At 67.0% G+C, this 14,991-nt stretch carries 13 protein-coding genes; 3 read left to right on the forward strand and 10 right to left on the reverse strand.

Annotated elements, in window-relative coordinates; genetic code table 11:
• Nucleotides 1–139 precede the first annotated feature (139 nt).
• The 6 genes from ACWPWT_RS14805 to ACWPWT_RS14830 all read right to left on the reverse strand — a co-directional run bounded on the left by ACWPWT_RS14805 (nt 140) and on the right by ACWPWT_RS14830 (nt 5,389).
• Nucleotides 140–679 carry a hypothetical protein gene (locus ACWPWT_RS14805; protein WP_454280318.1) on the reverse strand — a complete coding sequence of 180 codons (540 nt, stop codon included), beginning with the start codon at nt 677–679 and terminating at the stop codon, nt 140–142.
• Nucleotides 680–731: 52 nt separating this feature from the next.
• Nucleotides 732–1,595 carry a hypothetical protein gene (locus tag ACWPWT_RS14810; protein ID WP_454280319.1) on the reverse strand — a complete coding sequence of 288 codons (864 nt, stop codon included), beginning with the start codon at nt 1,593–1,595 and terminating at the stop codon, nt 732–734.
• Between the two features lie 50 nt (nt 1,596–1,645).
• Entirely contained in the window at nt 1,646–2,299 is a 654-nt protein-coding gene (locus ACWPWT_RS14815) for a hypothetical protein (RefSeq protein WP_454280320.1), read from the reverse strand.
• Between the two features lie 42 nt (nt 2,300–2,341).
• The gene (locus ACWPWT_RS14820; protein ID WP_454280321.1) at nt 2,342–3,196 is read right to left on the reverse strand and encodes a hypothetical protein; all 855 of its coding nucleotides are present in this window, start codon (nt 3,194–3,196) and stop codon (nt 2,342–2,344) included.
• 537 nt (nt 3,197–3,733) lie between these two features.
• Nucleotides 3,734–4,897, reverse strand: a complete 1,164-nt coding sequence (locus ACWPWT_RS14825) for an IS110 family RNA-guided transposase (protein ID WP_175928838.1) — start codon at nt 4,895–4,897, stop codon at nt 3,734–3,736.
• Nucleotides 4,898–5,173: 276 nt separating this feature from the next.
• Entirely contained in the window at nt 5,174–5,389 is a 216-nt protein-coding gene (locus ACWPWT_RS14830; protein ID WP_454280322.1) for a hypothetical protein, read from the reverse strand.
• A 17-nt stretch (nt 5,390–5,406) separates the two neighbouring features.
• Here ACWPWT_RS14830 and ACWPWT_RS14835 point away from each other — a divergent pair, with 17 nt between their 5' ends.
• From ACWPWT_RS14835 to ACWPWT_RS14845, 3 genes are read left to right on the forward strand one after another with little or no spacing between them, the layout of a single operon-like run.
• Nucleotides 5,407–7,476 carry a S8 family serine peptidase gene (locus tag ACWPWT_RS14835; protein WP_454280323.1) on the forward strand — a complete coding sequence of 690 codons (2,070 nt, stop codon included), beginning with the start codon at nt 5,407–5,409 and terminating at the stop codon, nt 7,474–7,476.
• Between the two features lie 24 nt (nt 7,477–7,500).
• Nucleotides 7,501–8,244: a hypothetical protein gene (locus tag ACWPWT_RS14840; protein WP_454280324.1), complete on the forward strand. Its 744-nt coding sequence runs from the start codon at nt 7,501–7,503 to the stop codon at nt 8,242–8,244.
• Nucleotides 8,244–8,633, forward strand: coding sequence for a DUF4878 domain-containing protein (locus ACWPWT_RS14845; protein WP_454280325.1), 390 nt, complete (start codon nt 8,244–8,246; stop codon nt 8,631–8,633). The genes ACWPWT_RS14840 and ACWPWT_RS14845 overlap by 1 nt, the downstream gene beginning before the upstream one ends.
• A 113-nt stretch (nt 8,634–8,746) precedes the next feature.
• Here ACWPWT_RS14845 and ACWPWT_RS14850 read toward each other — a convergent pair whose 3' ends face one another.
• Genes ACWPWT_RS14850 through ACWPWT_RS14865 form a run of 4 tightly spaced genes read right to left on the reverse strand, consistent with a single transcriptional unit; the run spans nt 8,747 to nt 14,755 of the window.
• Entirely contained in the window at nt 8,747–9,004 is a 258-nt protein-coding gene (locus tag ACWPWT_RS14850) for a hypothetical protein (protein WP_309703219.1), read from the reverse strand.
• A gap of 6 nt (nt 9,005–9,010) precedes the next feature.
• The gene (locus tag ACWPWT_RS14855) at nt 9,011–12,286 is read right to left on the reverse strand and encodes an error-prone DNA polymerase (RefSeq protein ID WP_454280326.1); all 3,276 of its coding nucleotides are present in this window, start codon (nt 12,284–12,286) and stop codon (nt 9,011–9,013) included.
• Nucleotides 12,286–14,073 (reverse strand): Y-family DNA polymerase, encoded by a 1,788-nt coding sequence (locus ACWPWT_RS14860; RefSeq protein WP_454280327.1) that lies wholly within the window; start codon nt 14,071–14,073, stop codon nt 12,286–12,288. The genes ACWPWT_RS14855 and ACWPWT_RS14860 overlap by 1 nt, the downstream gene beginning before the upstream one ends.
• Entirely contained in the window at nt 13,991–14,755 is a 765-nt protein-coding gene (locus ACWPWT_RS14865; protein WP_454280328.1) for an ImuA family protein, read from the reverse strand. The genes ACWPWT_RS14860 and ACWPWT_RS14865 overlap by 83 nt, the downstream gene beginning before the upstream one ends.
• Nucleotides 14,756–14,991: the final 236 nt, after the last annotated feature.

Raw genomic sequence — 14,991 nt, forward strand, 5'->3', positions numbered from 1 at the left:
TGGAACGGCTTGAGTTGGTCGAAAGTGGACGGGCTGGCGGTCGATTGAACGCTGTCGTCGAATCGACCGCCAGCGACGTAACAGTTCGATCAGCGTTGATGGTACGCAAACCTTATGCGCCAACGAGGCTGACAACGTCTCATGCCGCCGCCTTCACCACCTCCATCGGTATCGCATCGGAGTAGCTGCCCCCGGCGGGGATCAAAACCGACCCGGGAAGTTCGAGACCGCGCATCTGATCCGCGGCTTCCCGCCAGCGCAGGTGCGCGCGTTCGATGCCGCGCTTGATGCGGCTGCGGGGCGGCAGCGGCGACGCGGTCAGGATGGAGCGCGGCCCGACCGACCAGCGATGCGAGTCACTGAGCAGTTCGATGATCCCGTCGTCGCTGGCGAGGTAGGGCTGCACGTCCGCGTGCCACTCGACAAGGACGTTGCCGCGTGTGGCAAGCGAGATGCCGACTGGCCCGTCAGCGATGGGCAGGTCGAATTGCACCAGGACGAAGTCTCGGTTCGTCTGTTCGACGATAGCGGCGATCTCCAGCGCCTCGGCGAAGTTCTTGCGCCCGCCCGAGGCATAGGCGATCGGATTGCCGATGGGCGCATATTGTGGATAGCCCATCGCCAAGCGCAGGCCGATGGTCCAGGCCTGCATCGTATCCATTGATTCGATGACGCTCATATCATTGATCCTTCTATCTTTTTCGCCCCTTCAAAGAGGCCATCATCATGGCTCAATTGCAGGCCGGAGCTCCCAAGGTTTCCAGTTTGCGGGCTTCTGCCGCGAAGGATGCGGTGAGCAGGTCGTCGGCGTATCGCTGCCAATCGGCGGCGTAGGGTCGGTGGGCGCAGTGCTCGGCGACGAAGCCCGTCAACCGCCGCGTTGCCTCCAGGATCGAGACGGTGCCACCGGACAGGTGGCGCCAGCGCATCAACAGTGCCGCAGTGCTCAGCACATCGCCCTCGCAGACCGAGCGGACCGCGGACCATTTGCCCTGCTGCATCAATTGCGAGACGAGGTCCGGCCGGCAGGTCAGTTTGGCCGGGATGCCCAGCCGGGCAGCGACCTCAGCCAGGTGCGCGGGTGCCGCCCCGCCACACATTTCGCTGCAGAGGTCGAGATGGCCCGATGCGTCGCGCCGCCATGGCGACAACAACCCAGTCAGGCACGTTGGCAACCGCAGGCCAGCGTCGATCGCCCCGATCAGGATCTGCGGCAGGTCGGCGTGGAAGCCACCCCAGGTCACGAGCTGAACATGGCCAAGCTGCTCCATGTCGGCGAAGAAGACCTTCAGGACAGCAGCTTCATTCTGCTCCGGCAGGCCGCGCGTTTCCAGCCTGACCGGGCGCAGGCCGTCCTCGGCCTCGGTCATCACCAGCCAGCTCAGTGTCGTGATCCGGTGGCAGGGCCAGCGCGGCGTCACGCGCGGGTCCGTGTGCAATTCGCGCGAAGACAGGTTAGCCGCATCGGCGGGCAGGAAGCGTTCGCTTGCCTGGTATCGGCCATGTGCTTCATGGTCATAGGCGAGTTCGGCATCGAGGACGACGACGAAGCGGGGCGTGTTGCTCTTCCAGAGCGAGGACAGGTTGTGGTGCATGGTGGTTCTCCGGCGCGCGGTCGCGCGCCCGCATGTCAGTTGGGGGAAGGTCAGCGGATGGCGGGCCGATCGCCGCGCCAGCGGTCCAGCGCCCGGAGCGCGGCTTGTGCGGGATGGTCGGCGTCGTCGAAATCGCCGAAGCCTTGAGCCCAGCATCGCCAGCCAGAGATCGCCTCGCCGATCAGTTCGACCGCAGTCGTCGCGGGGGCCGGCAACAGGAAGGTCGGCATTGACCCCTCGCATTCGTCGACCGGCGTCTGCAGCGGGCACATGCAGGGCATGAGATGCGCGCGTGCCTGGCGAAGGTGCCATGTGTGGCCGCGCGGCAGGGCCCGCCATCGCCCCGCGGTGTCGGCTGCAGCCATGATGATCCCTGGGTGGCGCACCGGATCGGCCAGCGCGAGCAGACGATATGGGACGGCGCCGAAATTGTCCCAGCTGATCACGGCACCGGGTAAGGCCATGTGCGGCTCCAGCCAGTCGAGCAGATCAAGGACGGTATCCCCTTCGCCGAGGCAGCGAGCCTCGGTCGAGAAGCGGTAGCCGTCATGATCCGGAGTGACAGTGAGCATGCCGATCCCGCAGAGGATGCGGGCATCCGGTCTGTTACGCGCGGCGGGGCAGGCCCCGATGGTGCGGATGGCGAGTGCGATCGATGAGGGCGCGAAACCTCGCTCCTCGACCGACAGGTCGATGAGAGACATGGGCATTTCCTTGGGCATTGGCCGTATGGCGGCCGTGTGGGATCAGTCGGCGGCGGACAGCAGGTCCGCGACATGCGCTTGCGCTGCGGCATGATCACTTTCGCCGAGCCAGGTGGAGAGATGGTCGCTGAGGACGGCGGCGATGCTGTGTCCGACCGGGTTCAGTGCAGCGAAGCGCCGTATGACGAGCCGGAAGGTGGCGATCGCATCGACTTGCACTTGCCCCTCGATCTCGCTGGTGTCCGACCGCAGCCAGCTAGCGAAGCGGCGCCCCCGATCGACTTGGGCATGGAGAATGTTCATGTTTGTGCAGGCCTGCGCGAAGGTCAGCCGTTTGTCGTCCTGGCTGGCGGTCAGGTTCAGAGCATATTGCTGACCGCATCCCGCGAGCGCGCGGATGCAGGGCGACCATTCGGCTCCCGGCAAATGGTCGAGAAGTGCCGCGTCATCGTCCAGGCCATATCCGGCAATGGTTGCCCCATCGCGGAGCAGCTGTTCGTCGAGCCATGTCAGGAGCCACTCTGCGGGATCGGAGGGCTGGAGGACGCAGCTGCCGAGGGTGAAGTGAATGAGCTGGCCGCGCAGTTCAGCGGTCAGGATGGCAGCACCGATGGGGATCTGGCGGTCGACGCCCATGCGATGACCGACGTCGAGCCGGGCGACGCTCAGCGCCGTGATGATAGGTGAGGGAAGCATAGGCAATGCACTCCAGGCACGCGCCTTTGCCCCCACGCCGCGTGAGGCGACGGGGGGTAAAGACGCGCGGATGGTGGGGGATGACCGGCAGAACCGGCTGACGATGAAAATGCTGACCGAGGGCCGAGCCGGCGGATGTCGACCCTGTTTTTCCCTTCTTTCAGAACCTTCGCATCGTCCGTCCGTACGGATCAGCGCCACCAGCGCCCCTTTTCCATGCCAGCGGCATGGATGTGCCCTTCGGACTGTCGCAATTTGTTAAGGTTTGACTTATAGCCTGAGGCGGTTCGCGGATTTTGTCCGTGAACCGGGGCGTCGAAACCCCGCACTGAAAGCCGGTCGCAAGACCAAACACGGTCGCAGAGCTCTTTGTGACCGGGTGGCGGACGCGTATGTCCAGGCCACCCGGCTAAAGTCTCTAGCTGCTGCCCCTCGGTGTGAGGGATATCCCGACTTCTTTAAGCTACCTCATGATCTGCTCCTTTGCGGATCTTTGCAAGATCACCCGTCATCACTCCCGGAGTGCAACAGTCTCTTCGCGGTCGGGCGCTTTGCGATGGCCGTTGGGCCTGTCGCCTGCCGCAGTATGGGCATTCACGTGCAAAGGGTGGAGCTTCAACAAGCGTCACGAGGTTGTCGCCACCTCACCTTTAGGCCCGAAGTCTCCTGTCCCTCCGCCTCCCGGGAGGACGGTTTCGCCGCTCTTGTGCGGACGAACCTGGTGTGAACCTGGAATTTCTATGCGGTCGCGCGCGCCTGCTTCAGGTCGCGGTGCGGCCCCACATCGGCGGCTTTGGCCATGAAGTGGGTGCCATCGCGCCACAGGCTGAACATCACGATCGCCAGTTTGCGAGCGAGCGCGACCTTGGCCTTGTTGAAGCCGACCCGCTTGCTGAGCTTCATTCCCCAGTCCTTCAGCGTGCTGAACGACTTGGTGTTCGCCAGCATGACGGTCGCGGCGCCGACCAGATGCGTGCGGGTCAGCTGGTTACCCATCTTGCTGATCCCGCCATGTGTCAGGCTCTCGCCCGACTGGTAGACGCGCGGGGTCAGGCCCAGATAGGCCGCGACATCGTCGACATGCCGGAACCGCGTCGGGTCCTCGATCGCGCTGTAGAAGGACAGCGCCGTGATCGTGCCGATGCCGGGGATCTCCATGAACCGCTTGCACACCGGATTGGACGCGGCGAGCAGGTCCAACTCGCGCTCGATCCGCCCGGCCTCGATGTAGAAGCGCTCGCACAGGTCGAGGAGCGGGATGATCCGCGGCCGCAGGTCGACGGCTTCGGTGTCGGCGATGAGGCACAGCTGGTCTATGGCCCGTTCGCGGAACGTCGCCGGGCTGTCGCTGCCGGGTTCGATCCGTCCGCCATAGACCCGGACCAGCCCGCGGATCATCGCCTCGGTCTCGCGCCGCTGTTTGACCAGGCGGTCGCGCATGATCAGCGACGCCCGTACCTCGAAGCACAGGTTCGACTTGACATAGACCTCGGTCAGATAGTCACGACCGCTGCGCGTGATCTCGGCGATGCCGCGCGCGTCGTTGGTGTCGGTCTTGTTGCGCTTCACCGACAATACCCGATGGACCTGTAGCGCATCGAGTACCGCCACCTGGAAGCCCTGCTCACGCAGTTTGCCCGCCAGGTGCGGCGACAGGCCACCCGTCTCCATGCCGATCAGCGTCACGTGCGACTTGAAGTTGCGGCGCAGGTAGCGGCCAATCTCGGTCGCATGGCTCTTCATCGACACCTGGTGGACCACCACACCGTCGACATCCACGACGCATACCGCCGTGCTCTTGAACCCGACGTCCAGCCCCACCCAGAACCGCGCTGACGCCGGATCCGCCTCCGCCCGCGCCATCGCCGCGACATAGGCCGGCGCCACGATCTTCTTCGACATGACCTGCTCCTTTCCCGTCACCGTTGACCGAAAAAGGATACGCCTCCCGCCGTCGCCTGGGCAGCAGCTAACCCACAAGCGCCCGCGCCAGTTTCAGTGCTGGTTTCGAACATCCGGTCTCCAGAGGGCCGGCACCCCGCCATTTCACGGGGTGCCGCCGGCTGGCCGGTGCGCATCCCCATCGGGGGATGATGATGGTTGGAATACGGGGGATCAGAGCGGCGTCGGCCAGCATGCTGGCGTTGACGATCGCCGCCTGCGGGGGCGGCGGCGCGATTAGCAGTTCGGGCAGCGTAGCGCCGCCACCGCCGACTGGCGGCTCGACGCCGACGCCCAGTCCATCGCCGACACCGTCGCCCGCGCCGACGCCATCGCCAAGTCCGACACCGTCGCCAACGCCGTCGCCGAGCCCAACGCCTGCGCCGTCTCCGACGCCTTCACCCACACCCACGCCGACACCGGCTCCCACACCAACACCAACACCAACGCCACCGGTCTATTCGGCGCTGGTGCCGCCACCGCCGGGCTATGTCATCACGCCATCGGACCGCCAGCCGATCCGCTCGGTCAACGACACGCCCGAGTTCCGCCGCAACTACGGTGCGAACGAGTTCATGAATGCGCTCTACGCGCTCGACAGCGGGCACACCGGTCAGGGAGTCACCGTCGCCGTGGTCGACGATGGCGTGATGAACGTGAACGGCGAGCTCGACGGCCGCATCGACCAGACGCTGTCTAGGGACTTCGGCTATATCGTGGCCGCCGACGGCACCCGGACCAAGCGAAACGAGCTGGGCAGCGCAGCGTCGGACCACGGCACGGCGGTCGCCAACATCATCGCCGCCAGAGCCAACGGCACCGCCACCATCGGCTATGCCCCGTCCGCGACGATCGTCGCGTTGCGGGTCGCCGACTGGGACGAGAAGACGCAAGGCGAGATACTGTGGCACACCGACGAGGCCATCCGCTATGCGGCGGACAAGGGTATCAAGATCGTCAGCTCATCGCTGGTCGGTGGCAGCGCGAGCTGGACTGCGGCAACCGAAAGGCTGGCAGCAACCGGCGGGCTGCTGGTCAACTCGACCGGCAATTACGGCGCTGCCGATCCCCACAATAGCCAGTGGATCACCGCCGGCAATCGCGAGGGGGTGTTGTTCGTCGGCGCGCTCAGCCCGGCGCTGAACGCCTACGAAATCGAGGCCTATTCCAACCGGGCGGGGTCGATGAAGGACCGCACCGTCGTCGCGGTCGGCGCCAATGTGACGACGCTGGTCGACGGCACGGTTGGCGTCTTCTCCGGCACCAGTTCGGCGGCGCCGGTGGTGGCTGCCCTCGCCGCCGACATCCTGTCCAAATGGCCGCAGCTGAGCGGCCAGCAGGCAGGTGACGTCATCCTGAAGACCGCCAAGGACATCGGTGCACCGGGACCGGACGAGGTGTTCGGCATGGGGCTGGTCGACTTCAAAGCGGCGCTGTCGCCGGTCAATCCAACGCTGTCGAACGGATCGACCCAGACCAGCGTCGCGAAATCGGTGATGATGGTGCCGGGGGCGGTCGGCACCGCTGCGATCCAGACGGCGCTGTCGCATGTCACAGTGCTCGACGTCTATGGCCGCGACTTCGCCGGTTCGGTCGCCGCGCTCGTCGTCCAACCGCAGGTCATGGCCGATCGCCGGATCGAGCGGCGGGTAGAGCATATGGGACGACAGGCGAGCCTGTCACTCGGCGGGTTCAGCGGGACGATGGGCTTTACCAGCACCCGCTTCGGCCCGGGACAGGATCAGGTCCGTGCCGAAGCGACTGCGGGCACCGTCGGTTACACTGACGGGACGACCGGGGTGCATGCGGCGTGGAACGGTGCCGACATGCTCCAGGCCGATGTCATGGGTCTGGCGCCCTTCGCCGATGGCGTGCTCGCCTATGCCCCGCAGGCCGCAACCAGCCTCGGCGTCGACCGGGCGGTCGGTGGCGGACGGCTCGGGCTGACCATGGCGGCGGGGCGAGCCAGCGGGAGTGCCGCGCAGGCGATGACGCTGGGCTGGAGCCGGGGTGGCCTCGATCTGCGCGCCTCGTACATCGACGAGGATGGCACGCTGATGGGCATGCCGACCGGCAGCGGCGCTCTGCGGCTGGGACGCGGTGCCCGCACCGTCATGGTCGAGGTTCACCACCGCCTCGGCGTGACCGACGGCTGGGCGCTGGAGGGCTATGGCTCACTGGGCATTACCCGGCTCAAGATCGATGCCGCTTCACTCGTAACCGGCGCCACCCCAATCCTCGGCAGCCGGATCGGCGTGCAGGCAACCGGCGCAGTGCCCGGCGGTCTGCTGACGCTCGGGATCGCGCAGCCGCTCGCCATTGAGGCGGGCGCGGCGGAGCTGACCCTGGGCACCGGCTACGACCTTGCCAGCCGTTCGGTCCTGTACGGCGTCACCCGCGCCAGCCTTGCAGGGCAACGCCGTGTCCAGATTACCGCTGGTTACGTCACCCACACCGCGATGCCGCTCCGCCTCGGCGTCATGCACGACGTCACCGACGGCTCCGTCGCCGCGCTCGTCGGCTGGCACACCGGCTTCTGATCGACTAATTCAAGGGAGACACACATGCGTTTGACCATTGCACTCGTCATCGGGCTGGCCGCCGTGCCCGCCGCCGCCCAGCGGGCACCGATCACCAAGTTGCTCGACAAGATCCCATCCGTCTTCGGCAATGGGCCGAAGCAGCCTGCCATCACCATGCCGACCACGCCGGTGATCGTCGGCCTGACCCGCGCTGCCGATCGCAGCGTTGCCGATGATCCTGTTACCTTCGACCTCGGCGGCTTTCGCCTCGGCATGAGCGAGGAGGAGGTTTCCGTCGTCATCGCGACGCGAAAGCTGACCAGCAGGGGCGTGACCCGCTTCGTCGATTTCGAAAGTCAGGTTCGCAGCGCCATCAACATTCGTGGAGGCGTTGGTGGCGTGGAAACGCGGCGCAGCGTGCTCGGCGAGGCGACGCTTCAGGACGATGCGGGCGGACGATATACGCTCCGAATGCTCGTCTGGCCGGATGGGGCGCATTTGTCCGGGATCACCTATATCGCGCCACAAGGTACGGCGGCCGACGAATGGCGGCAGATGCTCGTCACCAAATGGGGCACGCCCCATCAGGAGAGCAGCCGCGACACCTTCTCCGCGCGTTGGGGGAAAGCCGGGCTGGATGGCTACCACGCCGACGCCGATGTCGGACCTCGTGGTGGTACGGTCGGCATCGGTTTACCCGATGGATCATCCCAACGGCCAGCCGCTCTGGTGGCACAAGCCGCTGACGCCTTCTTTGCCGCTCGTGCCACGAAGCCGGTGCTGTGATGGCCGCGATCCTGAAGGGGACGATGCACATTCGTCCGCTGTTCGCAGCCGCCGCACTTCTCGCGCTGACCGCCTGCGGCCAGGGACCGGGTAACGCTGCCCGTGCCGCGATGGAGGCGGCCGGGCGCGGTCAGACCGCCGAGGCGCTCGAACGCATTGATCCGGAGATCAAGGCGACCGCCGGGATCTTCATCACGCCGATGCTGCAAGGCAAGGCCGCGAACGCGCAGAAGCGGGGTGGAGTGACGTCGGTTGAGGTCGAGAAGGTCGACCAGACCGACGCGGATCACGCCGTGGTGACCACCGTCACCCGCTTTGGCGATGGGTCGACGCAGACCGACACCGGCAAGGTACGAAAAGTCGACGGCAAGTGGTACATCACGATGTGAGGTTACACACGCCGGTTCCGAGCCGATAATCGCGACGTTCCATTCTCGGCCTATGCGAGAATGGCTGGCTGGGGGCAGTCCAGCGTGCTGGCTTCGGCGCGCTGGACAAGCGCCTAGCGAGGATCGCCGCCGATCTGCCGGATAATGCCGTTCAGCGCAGCGGTGCATCCCTGCGCGCGGCCGATATCGTGATCGGTGCCGGCCGAGTTCCAGAACATGTCGAGCGGCCAGCGCTCTGGGCAATGTGCGATCAGGCAGCGCAGCGCGAGGCGCACCTCTATGGTGTCGACCTTGCCCTTGCCCGACCGGGCGGCGGCCCCGCGCAGGATGTGGAGCGACAAGTCTATGATGATCCGCTGATGGCGCGACATGGCCAATCAATGAAAGTCGCGCGACTTGATCCGCACCACCTGCTCGGGATCCTGGCCATTGGCGTGCGGCGGCCAATAGCTGTCGCGCGGGCCCGGTCGCCAGCCGGCATCGCCACGGTCGGGCGACCCGGCATGGCGCGCACCGTCTCCCCGGCCGGTCGCATGAGGGAAGTCCATCTGTCCGACTTGGGCGAGCAGCCCGCCATAGTCGATGATCCGGTCGCAGATGACATGGATGACAAGCCCCTCGCGCTGGACCCGGCCCTTCATTCCGATCATCGCCGCCGACATGACGGTGCGGCGCTGTGCCTCGAACCGATCGGGCCAGAGGATGCAGTTGGCGATGCCGGTCTCGTCCTCGATGGTGATGAATAGCACGCCCTTGGCGCTGCCGGGCTTCTGGCGGACAAGGATGATCCCGGCGACTTCGACGTGGCGGCCGTCCTTGATGTGGGCGAGGTCGGCGCAGCGGACGATGCCGCGGCGGGTCAGGTCCTGGCGGAGGAAGGCGAGCGGATGCGCGCGCAGCGACAATTGCAGCGCGCGATAATCCTCCACCACTTCGCGGCCCTCGGTTAGCGGGCGGAGCGACACGGCGGGCTCCAGTCCCTCCGTGTTGAACGACGCGTGCCGCGCATCGGCGGCGGCGAACAGGGGCAGGGGGGCCTCGCCCAGGCCCTTCACCTTCCATAACCCCTGACGGCGATCCTCGCCCAGCGCATGGAAGGCATCCGCTTCAGCCAGTCGCTCGATCGCGGCCCTCGGGACGCCGGCCCGCCGCCACACTTCCTCCACCGACTGGAAAGGCGATTCCCCCCGTGCCGCGACGATCGCCGCACCATGCGCGTTGGCGAGGCCGCGCACCTGGCGCAGTCCGAGCCGCACGGCGAGGTAGCGGCCGGCGGTCGGCTCCAGCGTACAGTCCCAGCGGCTGGCGTTGATGCAGGCGGGCCGCACCTCGACGCCGTGCTCGCGCGAGTCGCGGACGACTTGGGCGGGGGCATAAAAGCCCATCGGCTGAGCGTTGAGCAGCGCCGCGCAAAAGACGTCGGGATGATGATGCTTCATCCAGCAACTGGCATAGGCGATCTTGGCGAAAGAGGCGGCGTGGCTCTCGGGGAAACCGTAGGAGCCGAAACCCTCGATCTGCTTGAAGGTCCGTTCGGCGAAGTCGCGGGGGTAGCCGCGCGACACCATCCCCTCGACCAGCTTGTCGTAAAAATGGCTGACCCCGCCGGTGAACTTGAACGTCGCCATGGCGCGGCGGAGCTGGTCGGCCTCGACCGCGGTGAAGCCTGCACCGACGATGGCGACCTTCATCGCCTGTTCCTGGAACAGCGGCACGCCCAATGTCTTCTCCAAGACCGCGCGCAATTCCGGACGGGGATAGTCGGGCTTCTCGCGCCCCTCGCGGCGGCGGAGGTACGGGTGGACCATGTCGCCCTGGATCGGCCCCGGTCGCACGATCGCGACCTCGATGACGAGGTCGTAGAAGCGCGCCGGCTTCATGCGCGGCAGCATGCTCATCTGCGCTCTGGACTCAATCTGGAAGGTGCCGAGCGTGTCGGCCTTCTGGATCATCGCATAGACGTCCGGGTCGTCGTCCTGCAGATCGGCCATGCCGACCGCCACGCCCTTGGCCTCCTCGAGCAGGTTGAAGGCGCGGTTCATGCAGCCGAGCATGCCGAGGCCGAGCACGTCGACCTTCATGAACTTCAAGGCATCGATATCGTCCTTGTCCCATTCGATCACCTGCCGGTCGACCATCGCGGCGGGCTCGATGGGGACGAGATCGTCAAGCCGATCGTGGGTCAGCACGAAGCCGCCGGGATGCTGCGATAGATGGCGGGGCACGCCGATCAGCTGGCGGGAAAGTTCGAGCGCGAGGCGCAGGCGCCGGTCGTCCATATTGAGATTGAGCTGCGCGACCTGCTTCTCGCCGACCCCCTCCTGGCTCCAGCCCCAGACGAGGCCGGCGAGTGCCTTGGTCAGATCCTCGGGCAGGCCCAGGGCCTTGCCGACCTCGCGCACCGCGCCGCGCGCGCGATAGCGGGTGACGACCGCGGTCAGCGCGGCATGGTTGCGGCCATAGGTGTCATAGATCCACTGGATGATCTCCTCGCGCCGCTCATGCTCGAAATCGACGTCGATATCGGGCGGCTCGCGGCGTTCTCCGGAGACGAAGCGCTCGAAGAGAAGTTCATGCTTGATGGGATCGATGCTGGTGATGCCGAGCACGAAGCAGACGCAGCTGTTCGCCGCCGAGCCGCGCCCCTGACACAGGATGCCGCGGCGCCGGCTCTCGGCGACGATGCTGTTTACGGTGAGAAAATAGGGGGCGTAGCCGAGTTCGCCGATCAGCCGCAGCTCGTGTGCGATCTGGTCGCGATAAGCTGGCGGCAGGCCGTCGGGGAACATTCGCGCGGCGGCGGTTTCGGTCAGCTGTTCAAGCGCGCCCTGCGCGGTCAGCCCCTCGACCACCCGCTCGTGCGGATATTGGTAGCTGAGTTCGCCGAGGTCAAAGGTGCAGGCACGCGCGATCGCGGCGGTGGCGGCGATCGTATCGGGGAAGGCGGCGAAACGACGCTCCATCTCGGCGGGGGACTTGAGGTGCCGGTCGGCATGGCGTTCGCGCCGGTAGCCGAGTGTATCGACGGTGCACTTCTCGCGGATCGCGGTGACGACGTCCTGCAACAACCGAGCCTGCGGGGCATGGTAAAGGACGTCGCCGAGCGCCACCGCGCGGACGCCCGCCTCGCCAGCGAGCGCGGCGAGATCGTGCAGCCGCAGTGCATCGTCGGGCCGGCGGCGGAAGGCGAGGCCGCAATAGCCGCGCGCGCCGAATGTGGTGCGCAGTTCGGCGAGCTGCGTCGCAGTCACTGCATCCGCCTCGCCCGGCAGCAGGATCGCGACCAGCCCCTCATTCCGGGCAACCACATCCGCCCAACCGAGCGTGCAGCCGCCCTTGCCCGCGCGCGACTTGCCCAGCGTCAGTAGCCGGCTGAGCCGCGACCAGGCGTTCTTGTCGGTTGGATAGAGCAGCAGCGCGCGCCCGTCGTCGAGATCGACGCGCGCACCCGCGATCATCCGCACGGCAGTGGCCTTCTGCGCCTCCCACCCGCGCACCAGTCCGGCGACACTGCCCCGGTCGACGATTCCGAGCGCGGTGTGGCCTTGCAGCGCGGCTGCAGCGAAGAGTTCGTCGGGGCTGGAGGCGCCGCGTAGGAACGAGAAATGGCTCGTCACCTGAAGCTCGACATAGGTCGTGGTGGGGGCCGCCATCAGCCGAATAGCCCGTGGAGGTACCAGCTGAGATCACCGGTTGCGGCATCGACCCCGTCGCCGCGGCGAAACAACCAGAAGCGCGCGCCCGTGTCGTCCTCGACCCGGAAATAGTCGCGCACCGCCCAAACCTCGCCGTCGCGTCGCCACCATTCTCCGTGAATGCGCTCGGGGCCATCGCCCGCGACCACGGCATGGACCTTGCCCCGCCAGGTGAATCGTCGCGGCGGTGCGTCGGGCACGAGCGCAAGCACCCCGACCAGTGGTTCCGGGCGCGACAGCAGGCGGACGGGCCGCTTCCACGATGGCCAGCCGGTGGGGGCGGCGAGCGGCGACCATCGGCGCACGGCACGCTCGGGCACGTCGCTTTCCACCGGTGCAGTCGTAAACAGGGCTTCCTCACCGACCCGCCCTGCGATCTGGTCGACCAAAACCGCGACGTCGGGTGGGGCATCGTCGCCGGCCAAACTGGTGGCCAGCGCGATCGCGCCCAGCGGATCGGTGTGGGGGGCAGCCAGCCGCATCGCCTCGATTCCGTCGCCCGGATCAACCCGGTCGATGCGTAGGTGGAAAAGCCGGGCGAGATGGCCTGTATCACGGGTCGCGCGCGCGGTGCCGATCGACAGATGCTGTTCGCTGCCATCGATCCGCTCCAGCGTCAGGATCAACGCCCGGACGCCGCGGCCACGCTCCACCAATTGCCGGATAAGGTCGGTGAGCAGGTCGCCGATCACCTGCTCGATCGCCTCGGCCGTGCCGATGGGTTCGAGCAGGCGGAGACGGGCAATAGGCGTCTCTTGCGGAACCACCGGGACGATCGGTTCGGGGACACGCCCCAGTGCCTCGTCGAGGCGGCGGACACTCGCCATGCCTAGCCGCCGGGCGAGCGGCCCGCGCGGCAGCGGCAGGAGATCGGCGATCCGGTCGAGCCCAAACCGGCCCGCCGCCGCCGTCGCTTCCGGCGTAAGGCGGAGCGCGGCGGGCGGTAAGGGGGCGATCGCCTGGGCCTCTTGTCCGCCGGGAACCAGCAGGATCGCATCGCGACCGAAACGGGCGAGCGCATGAGCTGCGCCCGGCGTGGAGGCGACCGTCACACGCGCGGTCAGGCCGAAACGTCGGCAGAACCGGACCAGTCGCTGGCAGAAGCGCGCTTCGCCACCGTGCAGATGCGCGACGCCGCTCAGGTCCAGCCACAGCCCGTCCGATCCGCTGACCGCGGCGGTCGGTGTCCAATGGCGCACGGCATGGAGCGCCAGATCCGCCAGCAACGCTATATCTGCCGCCCGGTCGGCGGGGCGGATGTCGAGATCCGGGATCAGCGCCCGCGCTTGCGTCACCGCCATGCCCGGGGTCAGTCCGAGCGTCATCGCCGCCGGGCAAGCGGCGGCGATGACCTGCCGCTGTCCGATCTGCTCGGCCAATACCATCGGCACGAGGTTCAACGCGGGTGCTGGCCCTGATACTGCCTTGTGCTGGCCCAGTGCGCTGGAGTGTTTGAACGGATGGTCCGCCGTCTCGGACCGGCGGCCCAACTCGCGCATCGGTGGGCGCTGGTGCAGCGGCAGTGCTGCTACCTGCTCCTCCACCGCCCCACGCGCCGCGCCTTGCTGCGCCCAGCGCGCACCGGGACGCCAGCCGCCGCCCCGCGGCACCGAGCAGGCACCGGGGTCGTCGTCAATGGGAAGCATAGGCGCGGGCCTCGGTTCAGGCAGCGCGCGCGGCCGCTCCAACCGTCGCAGTCGCTCGATCGCGAGATGCGGCAGGTAGAGCGAGGCGACCCGTGTCATCGCATGCCTCCAATTCCATCGTGAAGCCCGGGCCGCCGCGCTGGCGCGCCAGCTCGACCATCCATCGTGCGCGGCCGACCCCTGGGGCGGGGAGCGGCGTGGAGGGCGCGCAGGCGATCCGCCACCGTGTCCTCGCCGCCGACAGTTCGGTCAGTGGGCAGGTGCCCTGTCGGCGCCAGCGGCGCGAAAGCAGGGCAGGGGTATTTCCCGTCATCGCCGCCAGCTGCAGTCGCCGGGTCGCAACCATGTCGGCGCGCTTTACCTCGCCGACGACCGCTGCAAGCCCGCCATGGCGCAGGCCATCCTCCATGACGGCAAGAACGTCCTTGTCCTCACGTACCTCGGCGAAGAACAGCGTGGCAGGGCTGAGTCCGGCCTGTTCGAGACCCGGCGCATAGAGATCGAACCGGGTGAGCGCCCAGAGCACCCGGCGACCGCTTTGCGCCGCCGCGCGCGCGGCAATTCCCACCGCAAACAGCGTGGCAGCCGCGTCATCTGTAAGGGTCGGTGTCGCCGAAGACGTCTCATGCAAACCGCCGAGCGCCAGGCCGCCGCCCGTCAATCGCGTGTCTACCGCCTCTATGCCGAAAGGCAGGACCGCACCCTCACTGCCGCGCACAGCGCCTATAGCGCCCCGCAGGCGGGCCAGTGTTTCGAGGGGTGGGGCGGTGGAAGACATCATTGCTGCGACTCATATGTTCGCTATATGTTCCGTTGATTCCGTAAGCAGGTCAAGGCGTTGCGGAAGCGGATCGATAATCGGAACGGGACAGGGTCGTGGCAGAAGAGGGCCGCAAAAGGGGTAGCCAGGAAGGCGGGGCAGGGGCCGATCACGATCATATCGGGCGGCGTCTGCGTACGTTGGAGGAGTGTGCCCTGCACAAGCGCACGCTGCGCCTCAGCTGTCCGAAATGCGGT

The sequence above is a fragment of the Sphingomonas sp. Marseille-Q8236 genome (assembly GCF_965112005.1).